Source organism: Castellaniella caeni NBRC 101664 (assembly GCF_001592225.1).
In the GTDB taxonomy this organism is placed as follows: domain Bacteria; phylum Pseudomonadota; class Gammaproteobacteria; order Burkholderiales; family Burkholderiaceae_B; genus Castellaniella; species Castellaniella caeni.
Map to the genome: position 1 here is coordinate 39,946 of NZ_BCWN01000025.1, position 11,126 is coordinate 51,071.

An 11,126-nucleotide genomic window follows, 5' to 3' on the forward strand; every position below is an offset into this window, starting at 1 on the left:
ATGGAATGGGTACTGGCACTGGCCATCGGCGTGCTGGCCGGCTCGGGCATCTGGCTGCTGCTGCGCCCGCGCACCTTCCAGTTCATCATGGGGCTGTCCCTGCTCACCTATGCGGTCAACCTGTTCATCTTCGCCATGGGGCGCGTCAAGCTCGACGCGCCGCCCGTCATCGACCCACACTGGGCCGACCCGGTGCGCTACGCCGACCCCCTGCCCCAGGCCCTGGTGCTCACCGCCATCGTCATCGGCTTTGCCACCACGGCGCTCTTTCTGGTGGTGCTGCTGGCTTCGCGCGGCATGAGCGACACCGACCACGTCGATGGCGAGGAACACCGTCCATGAGCGCCTGGATGCACCATCTGCCGGTTTTGCCCATTCTGGTGCCGCTGCTCGCCAGCGCCCTGATGCTGCTCTTCAAAGACAGCCAACGCCCCGTGCGCATCGCCCTGGGCAGCGTCTCGATTGCGCTGCAATTGCTGGCCGCGCTTGCCCTGGTGCGCGCCACCCAGGGCATCGGCGGCTCGATCTGGCCCGACGACATCGGCGTCTATCATCTGGGCAACTGGCCCGCCCCCTTTGGCATCGTGCTGGTGGCCGACCGCCTCTCGGCCCTGATGCTGGGGCTCACCGCCGTCCTGGGCCTGTGCGCCTGGACGTACGCCACGGCGCACTGGGATCGCGCGGGCAGCCACTTCCACGCGCAGTTCCAGCTGCTGCTCATGGGCCTGAACGGCGCCTTCCTGGCGGGCGATCTGTTCAACCTCTTCGTCTTCTTCGAGATCCTGCTCACGGCTTCGTACGGCCTGATGCTGCACGGCTCGGGCAAGCGCCGCGTGGGCGCCGCCCTGCACTACATCGGCATCAACCTCATCGCCTCGTTTCTGCTGCTCATCGCCATCGCCATGCTCTACGGGCTCACCGGTACGCTCAACCTGGCCGACCTGGCCGCGCGCGCCCGCGTACTCACCGGGGCCGACCGGCAGCTGTTCGACAGTGCGGCGGCCATCCTCGGCATCGCCTTTCTCATCAAGGCGGCGGCCTGGCCGCTGAACTTCTGGCTGCCCAACACCTACAGCGAAGCCAGCGCGCCGGTGGCCGCCCTTTTTGCCATCATGACCAAGGTCGGCATCTACGCGCTGCTGCGCATCGGCTCGCTGCTGCTGCCCGCTGGCGCGCCCGCCGCCTTTGGCGGGGCCTGGATGTTTCCGGCCGGCATCGCCACCCTCGCCTTCGGCACCCTGGGCATGCTGGCCAGCAGCCAGCCACGGCGCATCGCCTCTTATGCCATCATCACTTCGTCGGGCACGCTGTTTGCCGCCCTGGGCATGCCGGGCGTCACTCTCACGGGCCCCGCCCTGTATTACCTGCTGAACTCGGTGCTGGCGCTGGGCGCGCTGTTCCTGTTGCTCGAACTCACCGAGCGCAGCCAGTCTTTCGGGGCAGACATCCTCGCCATCACCCAAGAAGCCTATGAACAAGACGAACCCGAGGCGCGCAGCCTGTCCGAACAAGCCGTGGGCAGCCCCCTGCCCGCCACCATGGCCTTCCTGGGCCTGAGCTTTTTCGCCTGCGCGCTGCTCATCATCGGCCTGCCGCCGCTCTCGGGCTTCGTCGCCAAGTTCTCGCTACTGTCGGCAGCGTTGCAAACCGCCGAACAAGGCGCGCCCACGCTCAATGTCTGGCTGCTGGTGGGCGTGATGCTGGTCTCGGGGCTCATCGGCCTCATGGCCCTGGGGCGCTGCGGCATCCGCCTGTTCTGGGTGCCCGAGCAGCTGCACGTACCCACCCTGCGCCTGAGCGAAGTCACCCCCATTCTGGTGCTGCTGCTGGCCTGCGCCTTGCTGACCATCCAGGCCGGGCCCGTGATGGACTACCTGCAGGATACGGCCCACTATCTGGATCAACCGGGCCGCTACACCCAGGCGGTGCTCAAGCCCGCTCTGCCGGGATCACTGCCATGAAGCGCCTGCTAGGCTTTTTGCCGCTGCCCTGCCTGCTGCTGGCCCTGTGGCTGCTGCTCAATGACAGCGTGTCCGCCGACCAGGTCATCCTGGGCCTGGCCATCGCGCTCGTCCTGAGCGCACTGGCGCCCATCTTGCGACCCGTGCGCGCCCACCCGCGCCACCCACTCACGGCGCTGCGCCTGCTGGGGCACGTGGCTCGGGACATCGCGCACTCCAACTACCAGGTGGGCCTGCGCATCGTGCTCGGGCCGCGCGCCCGGGCCCGGCCCGGTTTCCTGGACATCCCCCTGCGCATCCGCGACCCCCACGGCCTGGCCGCGCTGGCCTGCATCGTCACGTTTACACCCGGCACCGTCTGGGCCGGGCACGATACGCAGCGCAACGTGCTGACCCTGCACGTGCTCGACCTGCAAGACCCCGTCGGCCTCACCCGCGTCATCCAGCAGCGCTACGAAACCCCGCTCATGGAGATTTTCGAATGAGTACCTTGATCCTGAACGCCGCCGTGGGCTTCGCCCTGCTGTGCTTCACCCTGGGGCTGGCCTGCGCGGCCATCCGTCTCGTGCGCGGGCCGCGCGCCGAAGACCGCGTGCTGGCCCTGGACACCATCTACATCAACGGCATGCTGATCCTGCTGGTGCTGGGGTTGCGCTTCGAGGCCGGCCTGTATTTCGACATCGCCCTGCTGATCGCCCTGTTCGGCTTCGTCGGCTCTGCCGCACTGGCCAAATTTCTGCTGCGCGGCGAGGTGATCGAACCATGAACGAGCTGCCACTATGGGCCGCCATCTTGGTGGCCGCCCTGCTGATCCTGGCGGGGGTCGTCACGCTGATCGGCTCGGTGGGGCTATTGCGCCTGCAGCGCTTCTACGAGCGCATGCACGCCCCCACCATGGGCATGACCCTGGGCGTCTTCTGCGTGGCTCTGGCCTCGACCCTGATGGCCAGCCTGCTGCAGGGGCGCCCCATCCTGCACGAATGGCTGATCTGCCTGTTTCTCTTCATCACCGCGCCGGTGACCGCGATTTTGCTGATGCAAAGCGCCATCCAGCGGCACGAGTGATTTTGTAACAACTGTCTAGGGGAGAACCCGTACACTAGATTCAACCCCAAGACGGGCGGGGATACGCCCGAACTGTTCCAAGGAGTGCCATTATGCGTCATGCATTACAGATGTCCCTGCGTGCCAGCCTGCTGGCAGCCGGGCTCGGCTGCGCCTTTCTGTTTGCGCCAGCCGCCCAGGCCGCTGGCCCGCAAACCCAGTACCAACGCGACGTTGAACACTGCAACACCACCCCGGGCATCGACAAGAAAGCCTGCCTGCGTGAAGCCGGTGCCGCCGCCCAGGCCGCCCGCCAAGACTCGCTCACCACGCCATCCACCCAGGCTGAAGACCAGAATCGCACACGACGCTGCGACGGCTTGCCCGCCGGTCAGCGTGAAGACTGCATGAAGCTCATGGATCAAGGCGACACGCGCGTGCAAGGCTCGGTGCAATCGGGCGGCATCCTGCGCGAAACCACCATCACCATCCCGGCCACCACGGGTTCGTAACCGTCCCGTCTCAACGACGCACCGATCCGGCAGCGCACGGTTCAGCTGATGCAACCGGCGCTGCCGTTTTTTCTCATAGTTCCATCTGCATGCCCATTTCCACCACGCGGTTGGGCGGTATCTTGTAGAACCGCGTGGTGCGGCTGGCATTGCGCGCCATGAAAGCAAACAGATGGCGACGCCAGCTTTGGTGCCAGGGCAGGCGCCGCACCACGATCACCGTCTGGCGCGACAAGAAATACGACGTCTGCATGGGTTCGAGATTGAGCTCGGCCACCTCTTGCGCAATCTGCTCGACCACCTGCGGCACGTTGGGCTCTTGCTTGAAGCCCCAGCGCGCCACCGCCTGCCAGCTGCTGCGGCTGACGCGCTCGACCTTCACCCGCTCGTTGAACGGCACATAGGGCTCGTCGGCCACCTCGATCGTGAGAAACAGCGCCTGTTCGTGCAGCACTTTATTGTGTTTCAGATTGTGTAACAAGGCGGGCGGCACCGTGCCCACGATCATGCTCATGAAGACCGCCGTGCCCGGCACCCGGGTGGGCGGATAGGCTTCGAGCGACTCCATGAAGCTGAGCAGCGACTGGTGGTCGCCCGCCAGCGTGTCGTGTATCTGCTGGCGCCCCTGCTTCCAGGTGACCATCAGGGTCAACAGGCAGATGCCCACCACCAGCGGCAGCCAGCCGCCCTCGTGCAGCTTGAGCGTATTCGACAGAAACAGCAGCACGTCGATGACCAGAAACAGGCTGATGAGCATGAGCCAGCCCGCGCGCCTGGCGCCGCGCGTGTTGCGCGGCAGGACGGCAAAGGCCAGCGTGGACGTCATCAGCATGGTGCCGGTGACGGCAAAACCATAGGCGTGGGCCAGGCGGTCGGACGAGCCGAAGGCCAGGATCAGTACCAGCACGGCCCCCAGCAGCAGCCAGTTGACGCGCGGCAGGTAGATTTGCCCTTCTTCGCGCGCCGAGGTGTGCTGGATCACCATGCGCGGCCAGTAGCCCAGCTGCACGGCCTGGCGCGTCATGGAGAACGCTCCGGAGATCACCGACTGCGAGGCGATCACCGTGGCGATCGTGGCCAGGCCCACCAGCGGGATGAGACCCCATTCGGGCGCCAGCAGAAAGAAGGGGTTGCGGATGGCCGAAGGGTCGCTGAGCAGCAGCGCCCCCTGACCAAAGTAGCACAGCACGAGCGCGGGCAGCACCATGGCGAACCACGCCCGGCGTATCGTGGGGCCGCCAAAGTGCCCCATGTCGGCGTACAGGGCCTCGGCCCCCGTGAGCGCCAGCACCAGCGCACCCAGGGCCAGGAAGGTTTCCCAGGGGGCGTCGGCGATGAAGCGCACCGCCCAGATGGGGTTGATGGCCGCCAAGACCTGCGGCTGTTCGACGACGCGCCAGGCCCCCAGCACCCCCAGGGTGAGAAACCAGACGAACATCACCGGGCCAAAGAGCTTGCCCACGGTGCCGGTGCCGCGCGACTGCACCATGAAGAGCGCGAGCAGCACAACGATGGAGATGGGCACCACCCAGGCATCGAGCCGGTGCGACACCACGCCGATGCCTTCGACGGCCGACAGCACGGAAATGGCCGGTGTGATCATGCTGTCGCCATAGAACAGGCTGGCGCCAATCAGGCCCAGGATCGCCAGGCGCCAGCGCGTGCGCCCCGGGCGTCCGCGCATGGCCAGCTCCATCAGCGCCAGCGTGCCGCCCTCGCCGCGGTTGTCGGCGCGCAAAATACAGGTGACGTACTTGATCGACACCACCACGATCAGCATCCAGAAGAGAATCGACAGCATGCCCAGCACGTGCTCGACGTCGGGGTTGCCCGTCATGGACAGCGCCACCTTGACGGTATAAAGCGGGCTCGTGCCGATGTCGCCATAGACCACGCCCAGGGCGCCGATCAACATGGCGGCCTGCGGGCTGCGCGCGCCCGCCTCTTTCTGTGTACTCATACTTATTCAGCCCGTGTCAGGCAGGCCCCTCGCCAGGGGCCGGGAAAAATCAGGGTGATACGCGTGCCGGCAAACGCCGGGCGGCTGACGACCTTCCACCAGGCGCCATGCGCCCGGGCGATCTCGCGCACGATGGCCAGCCCCAGGCCGGAGCCGCCGGGGCCCGCGTCCGACGCCCGGTAGAAGGCCTCGAAGACGTGTTCGACGTCGTCGCCCTGGATGCCGACGCCATCGTCTTCCACCGAAAACGAGGGCGGATTGGCGATGACGCGCAGCTGGATGACGTGCGCGCCTTCGCCGTAGCGCAAGGCGTTGTCGATCAGATTGCCCAGCAGTTCGCCCAGCAGCACCGGGTCGCCGTCCACCCACACCGGGGTGTCGGGCGCCGCCAGCCGAAGCTCGACCCCCTGGTCGTGCGCCTTGTCCAGCCACTCGGCCCCCGACTGGCGCATCCATTCGCAGAGATCCAGGCGCACGAAGCTGTCTTGCGGACGCGAGGCGTGGTCGGCGCGCGCCAGCACCAGCAGCTGCTGGCCCATGCGGATCATGTGGTCGGTGACCGACTTGATGCGCCCGGCGCGGGTGCGGATGTCGTCCGACAAGGGCTGCGCCAGCATGAGCTCGGATTCGAGCTTGAGCCCCGCCAGCGGCGTGCGCAGCTGGTGCGCCGCATGGCCGACGAAGCGGCGCTGCGCCTGCACGGAATCGTCCAGGCGCAGCAGCAGGTCGTTGAAGTGCAGCACGAGCGGCGCCACCTCGCTGGGCAGCCCGGCCAGGTCGAGCGGCTGCAGGTCTTCGATGGAACGCTGGCGGATCTGGTCGGCCAGGCGGTTGATGGACATGAGCTCGAAGCGGATGCCAGAAATCAGCACCCAGACGAACAGCACCACCAGCAGGCCCTGAGTGAGCAGCATGACCCAGAACAGATCGCGCAGAACCCAGGGCTGCGGGCTGATGACCCCGGTCATGAACCAGGTGGCGAGCAGATCGATGGCCACCAGGATGGAGAAGGCCGGCAGCAGGCGCCGCACCAGGCGGCGCGCCAGAGAATCTTGTGGCATCAGACGCTCGAACAGGCCCAAGGCATGGCGATCCTGGCGGGCGTCGGCGGCGGTCGGCCTACTGGGCGCTTTCAACGTCAAGCAGGTAACCGAAGCCGCGCACGGTCTGGATGCTGGCGCCGGTTCCATCGAGGCGTTTACGCAGGCGGTAGACATAGACTTCAACCGCGTTCTCGCTGAAATCGGCATCCCAGGCCGACAGCGAATTGACGATCTGCTGCTTGGTGACCACCCGGCCCGGGCGCGCCATGAGCATTTCGAGGACGGACAGTTCGCGCACTGAGAGGGAAATACGCTTGCCGTCCACCCGAATCTGGCGGCCGACGGTGTCGAAGGTGAGCGGCCCGCATTCGAGCGTGGTCTGCGCCTGCCCCGCATGGCGCCGCGCCAGGGCGCGCACGCGGGCGGCCAGTTCGGCCAGTTCGAAGGGTTTGGTGACGTAGTCGTCGGCCCCGGCGTCCAGCCCGGCCACCCGGTCTTCGAGGCCATCGCGCGCCGTGAGGATGAGCACAGGAATCTGTGAGCCCGCCGCGCGCAGGCGCTGCAGCACCTGCAGGCCGCTCAGGCCGGGCAGATTGAGGTCGAGCAGAAGGAGGTCGTACGACTGGCCCGCCACGGCGCCCTCGGCCCGGTCGCCCGTCTGCAGCCAATCGACCGCATAGCCCTGGCTACCGAGAAATTCTTGCAGGGCGTGGCCCAGAGTGGTGTCGTCTTCAATGACTAGAACTCGCATGGGGTGATTCTAGCCTGAAGACGATGCAATCTGACAGGGAACCCAGCCACACGTTACATAGCTGACCGGCAGATGAACGTTGCACGGAAAAATGGCCCACCTGGAAGCTTTTCAGGCAGACCAAGGGCTTATTGCGTCACGGCAGGGGCCGCAGGCGCAGCGGGCGCACCCGTCGGTGCCGGGTGGGTGACAAAGCCCAGACGCTTCATGCCTGCGCGCCGCGCGGCCCCCATGATCTCGGCCAACTCACCGTAGCGCGTATCGACGTCGGCGCGGATGCGCACTTCGGGCTGCGGGTCGGCCCCCGCTTCGGCGGCAAAGCGCGCCTGCAGCTCGTCCAGCGCCACCGGCTGTTCGTTCCAGAACACCGCGCCGCTGGTATCGATGGCCAAGTCGATCACCTTGGGCTGCTGCTCGATCGGCTGCGTGGTCACCTGCGGCACGTTGATCTTGATGGAGTGGCTGAGCAAGGGCGCCGTGATGATGAAAATCACCAGCAGCACCAGCATCACGTCGATGAGCGGCACCATGTTGATCTCGGACATGGTCGAGCCCGCCGGCTTGGAATCGAAGCTGCCAAAGGCCATGATCAGGACACCTCGCGGCTGCTGGCCAGGCTGATGTGGCCATGGCGCCCGTGCTTCTCGTGGCTGCCGTCAACCACTTGCTGGCCCGTGGACAGGAAGGTGAAAAGGTCGTGGGCAAAGGCGTCCAGCTGCGCCAGGTACACCCGATTGAGGCGCACGAAGGCGTTATAGGCCAGCACCGCCGGAATCGCCACGGCCAGCCCCAGCCCCGTCATGATGAGCGCCTCGCCCACCGGGCCGGCGATGCGGTTGATGGTGACGCCATCGGCCATGCTGATGCTGAGCAGCGCGTGATACACCCCCCACACGGTGCCGAACAGGCCCACGAAAGGCGCCGTGGAGCCCACCGAGGCCAGCACGGTCAGGCCGTTTTCCAGCCGCGCCGTTTCCTCGTCGATCACCTTGCGGATGATGCGCGTGACAAATGCCGCCGTCGAGCCGGTTTCTTCAAGCTTGAGCGCGCCATACTTGGCATGATGCTTCTGCGCATGAATGGCATGGCTGGCCAGGTGCGCAAACGGTTCTTCGGCGCCGTGCGTGGAAATCTCGTTTTCCACCTGTTCCAGCGAACTGGCCGCCCAGAATTCAGACAAAAATTTCTTCGAGCGCTGGCGAATGCGCAGATGGGTAAAGCCCTTGACCAGGATCAGATACCAGCTGGCCAGCGACATCAGCATCAGAAACACGAACAGCGACTTGCCCACGGCGTCGCTCTGGCCCACGAAGTGCAAGACGCCGCGCGACTCGGCCCCCAGTTCGATGGCGGCGGCCGCCGCAGGCAACGTCACCGCCCCTTGAGCCGCAGCGGCAGCCCCCTGGGTCGCAACCGCCGCCCCTTGAGCCAGCGCCGGAGCCGTGCCCGCCACGGCATGGGCCGCCTGCGCAGTGTCCGGCCCGGCCACCTGGGCCAGCGTCAGCGCCGCGTTCGAGATCAGATCGATCAACATGTGCTTGAAACTCCTGTCAGGTCAACGACCTATAAGACAAAATCGAAGGGAATATCCACCAACGCCTTGTAGGCCACGCCGTTTTCGGTATACGGGCGAAAGCGCGCCGACTGCATGGCCAGCACGGCAGCATCATCCAGGCGCTCGTAGCCGGACGATTTCTGCACCTTGACGTGGGCCACGCGACCCTCGGGGGAAATCAACACCCGCAAGACCACACGGCCCTGCTCGCCACGGCGCTGCGACAGCCGCGGATACACCGGATTGGGGCGCCGACCCAGATAATCCACCCGCCCGATGGTGCGTGGACGGTCGGGGTCTTGCGCCGTACGTTCGCCCTGCGACGCCGCCGATTGCTGGCTGCCACCAGCGGCCGACGCCACCTGGCTGGCGGTGCTGGGCGTCGGCTGCGGAGCTGGCTTGGCCGACACCTTGGGCTCGGGCCTGGGCCGCGGCTTAGGCTTCGGTTCGGGCTTGGGTTTCGGTTCGGGCTTGGGCTTTGGTTTGGGGGGGGGCGGTGGCGGCTGTGTGATGGCCTCGGGTTCGGGCGTGTCCACGACAGGCTCGGGTTCCGGTTCCGGGTCGGGCTGCTCTTCGGGAATCGGCTCGGGTTCGACTTCGGGTTCCGGGATGGGGGGCAGTTCTTCGGCCTCTGGCGGCTGCGTCTCGGCCACCGGGCCGGGTTCTTGCGCCGGGCCCAGCTCGACGAACTGCACGTCAAGCGCATCGGGTTCGCCCAGGGCCACCTGGGCAACGGGCGCTGACAGAATCATGGCCAGCACGCCCACGTGCAGCCCCAAAGCCGCGCCGCCCGCTGCCAGCTTCAACCAGGGAAAGCGTGAGGATGAACCCGAACCCATGAATCGGAATGCCACTTCAGTGAAAATGGAATGTTAGCAGGAATGGGAATTGTTCTCAATATCCACATTCACATATCTGCCCCCGAAATTCGTCATGGATCTGGATGTTGGCAAACCACGACAGCCCGCGCCCACATCTTGTGTCCATCCGTGTATGCCGCAGGCAAGCATGGAGAACCTGGGGATCTCTGTAACCACAGGCAATATCGGCCGCCCGGGCGCAAAAAACATGCGCATACTGAGCCCATGGAAAAACCGAGCTTCTCATGAAAAACGCCCTCTTCCACCGAGCCTGTCGGCTCGCGATTGCACTGGCCGCCGTGTCCGCCCTGGGCGGGTGCGCCGTCTACGAACCCGCCCCCGCCTACTATGGTGACGGTGGTGGCGTCGTGTACGCCGGGCCGTCCGTCTACGTCGCCCCGCCCGTCTACGTGGCGCCCCCCAGCCTTTACTTCGGTTTCAGTTCCGGGGGCTGGGGCCATCGCGGGTATCACCGCGGATACTACGGCGGACGCGGATGGCACGGCAGGCATTGATCCGGTGCGCAGCAAGCACACCGGCATCCAGGCGCAGCCCTGCAAAGCAAACCATGCGTAGTATTGAAGCAGTACTTTCTCAGTATATATTGAGAAAGTACTTGGATTTCCACCAAGCCCTCAGCTGAAGCGGATCTCCAGCTTCTTGCCCAGTGCGGCCGCGTATTTTTTCAGGGTTGAGATGGATGGAGAGTGTTTACCGGTAATGAGCGAGTTTTCCAGTCGTGCGACGGCCGGAGCCTTGGTTCCCATACGCTCGGCAACCTGCGCCTGGGTGAGCCCCGCTTCACGGCGGGCTTGCAGAATAGCGTCCAGCATGGGCATTTCTTCGCGTTCGATGCGCTCGTACTCAGCTCGAACTTCGGGGTCTTCCAGCATTTTCTTGACCAATTCATCGTGTGTCAGCATGTTTGATCTCCTTGAGTCTGTCCTCGGCAATCTTGCGTTCTGCGGGGGGCGTTTTGTCTGTTTTCTTCACAAAGCTGTGGAGCATCACAATATTGCGCCCTATCTGAGAGCAATAGAACACTCTGGCAATTCCCTCGGCACCTTTTAGTCGGAGCTCGAATAAGCTGGCTCAGCAGACCTCCGGGTCAATCGCCTTGAATATTCGGAGCGTGAGGATGCGATCGCGGTAGCCGTTCCTATACGTCAGGCGCTCGCCGCTACGCTCATGACGCCCGGCGCCGATCTGGTTGCCGATCTCGTAGTTCATGAGCCCCGAGCTTCCCCTGACTCTATCGAGACTGAGCCGCTGCCGTCACCACCCGCTCTCGTGCAATGCTCTGAGATACTTTATCGGCCAGAAGCTTTATCGGCCTGCCGCCTGAACGCCGCGGCCTCATCCGGTCTGCCGGTGTTTTCGTACAGGACAGCCAGGTTTTGCGCGGCCAGATAGCTGCCCCGCCCCGCTACCGAATCCGAT

At 65.3% G+C, this 11,126-nt stretch carries 15 protein-coding genes and 1 pseudogene; 7 read left to right on the forward strand and 9 right to left on the reverse strand.

What is annotated here, in order from left to right:
* From CCA01S_RS13485 to CCA01S_RS13510, 6 genes are all read left to right on the forward strand, one after another.
* Window positions 1–342, forward strand: a complete 342-nt coding sequence (locus CCA01S_RS13485; protein ID WP_066459369.1) for a Na+/H+ antiporter subunit C — start codon at window positions 1–3, stop codon at window positions 340–342.
* On the forward strand, window positions 339–1,961 hold the full coding sequence (locus tag CCA01S_RS13490) for a monovalent cation/H+ antiporter subunit D (RefSeq protein WP_066459371.1): 1,623 nt from the start codon (window positions 339–341) through the stop codon (window positions 1,959–1,961). Before CCA01S_RS13485 ends, CCA01S_RS13490 begins: the two co-directional genes overlap by 4 nt.
* A complete protein-coding gene (locus tag CCA01S_RS13495) occupies window positions 1,958–2,446 on the forward strand; it encodes a Na+/H+ antiporter subunit E (RefSeq protein WP_066459372.1) in 489 nt (162 codons plus the stop codon). Before CCA01S_RS13490 ends, CCA01S_RS13495 begins: the two co-directional genes overlap by 4 nt.
* Complete coding sequence (locus tag CCA01S_RS13500; RefSeq protein WP_066459373.1) at window positions 2,443–2,727, forward strand: K+/H+ antiporter subunit F; 285 nt, start codon at window positions 2,443–2,445, stop codon at window positions 2,725–2,727. Before CCA01S_RS13495 ends, CCA01S_RS13500 begins: the two co-directional genes overlap by 4 nt.
* A complete protein-coding gene (mnhG, locus tag CCA01S_RS13505) occupies window positions 2,724–3,026 on the forward strand; it encodes a monovalent cation/H(+) antiporter subunit G (RefSeq protein ID WP_066459374.1) in 303 nt (100 codons plus the stop codon). The genes CCA01S_RS13500 and mnhG overlap by 4 nt, the downstream gene beginning before the upstream one ends.
* A gap of 92 nt (window positions 3,027–3,118) precedes the next feature.
* Window positions 3,119–3,517 (forward strand): hypothetical protein, encoded by a 399-nt coding sequence (locus CCA01S_RS13510; RefSeq protein ID WP_146030641.1) that lies wholly within the window; start codon window positions 3,119–3,121, stop codon window positions 3,515–3,517.
* Between the two features lie 73 nt (window positions 3,518–3,590).
* Here the strand turns inward: CCA01S_RS13510 and CCA01S_RS13515 are convergent, their stop codons facing one another.
* The 6 genes from CCA01S_RS13515 to CCA01S_RS13540 all read right to left on the reverse strand — a co-directional run bounded on the left by CCA01S_RS13515 (window position 3,591) and on the right by CCA01S_RS13540 (window position 9,665).
* Complete coding sequence (locus CCA01S_RS13515; RefSeq protein WP_066459378.1) at window positions 3,591–5,477, reverse strand: potassium transporter Kup; 1,887 nt, start codon at window positions 5,475–5,477, stop codon at window positions 3,591–3,593.
* Window positions 5,478–5,479: 2 nt separating this feature from the next.
* On the reverse strand, window positions 5,480–6,538 hold the full coding sequence (locus CCA01S_RS13520) for a sensor histidine kinase (protein WP_066459398.1): 1,059 nt from the start codon (window positions 6,536–6,538) through the stop codon (window positions 5,480–5,482).
* 58 nt (window positions 6,539–6,596) lie between these two features.
* Complete coding sequence (locus CCA01S_RS13525) at window positions 6,597–7,271, reverse strand: response regulator transcription factor (RefSeq protein ID WP_066459380.1); 675 nt, start codon at window positions 7,269–7,271, stop codon at window positions 6,597–6,599.
* 128 nt (window positions 7,272–7,399) lie between these two features.
* A complete protein-coding gene (locus tag CCA01S_RS13530) occupies window positions 7,400–7,858 on the reverse strand; it encodes an ExbD/TolR family protein (protein ID WP_066459381.1) in 459 nt (152 codons plus the stop codon).
* Between the two features lie 2 nt (window positions 7,859–7,860).
* Window positions 7,861–8,805 carry a MotA/TolQ/ExbB proton channel family protein gene (locus tag CCA01S_RS13535; RefSeq protein ID WP_084386771.1) on the reverse strand — a complete coding sequence of 315 codons (945 nt, stop codon included), beginning with the start codon at window positions 8,803–8,805 and terminating at the stop codon, window positions 7,861–7,863.
* A gap of 29 nt (window positions 8,806–8,834) precedes the next feature.
* The gene (locus CCA01S_RS13540) at window positions 8,835–9,665 is read right to left on the reverse strand and encodes an energy transducer TonB (RefSeq protein WP_084386772.1); all 831 of its coding nucleotides are present in this window, start codon (window positions 9,663–9,665) and stop codon (window positions 8,835–8,837) included.
* A gap of 266 nt (window positions 9,666–9,931) precedes the next feature.
* Here CCA01S_RS13540 and CCA01S_RS13545 point away from each other — a divergent pair, with 266 nt between their 5' ends.
* Window positions 9,932–10,201: a hypothetical protein gene (locus tag CCA01S_RS13545; RefSeq protein WP_066459383.1), complete on the forward strand. Its 270-nt coding sequence runs from the start codon at window positions 9,932–9,934 to the stop codon at window positions 10,199–10,201.
* 120 nt (window positions 10,202–10,321) lie between these two features.
* Here the strand turns inward: CCA01S_RS13545 and CCA01S_RS13550 are convergent, their stop codons facing one another.
* The 3 genes and pseudogenes from CCA01S_RS13550 to CCA01S_RS15705 form a co-directional block, all read right to left on the reverse strand.
* Window positions 10,322–10,609, reverse strand: a complete 288-nt coding sequence (locus CCA01S_RS13550) for a helix-turn-helix domain-containing protein (protein ID WP_066459385.1) — start codon at window positions 10,607–10,609, stop codon at window positions 10,322–10,324.
* Window positions 10,593–10,730, reverse strand: coding sequence for a type II toxin-antitoxin system RelE/ParE family toxin (locus CCA01S_RS15700; protein WP_501161910.1), 138 nt, complete (start codon window positions 10,728–10,730; stop codon window positions 10,593–10,595). The genes CCA01S_RS13550 and CCA01S_RS15700 overlap by 17 nt, the downstream gene beginning before the upstream one ends.
* A gap of 78 nt (window positions 10,731–10,808) precedes the next feature.
* Window positions 10,809–10,916 (reverse strand): annotated as a pseudogene (locus CCA01S_RS15705) (transposase); the annotation flags it as partial.
* Window positions 10,917–11,126 lie beyond the last annotated feature (210 nt).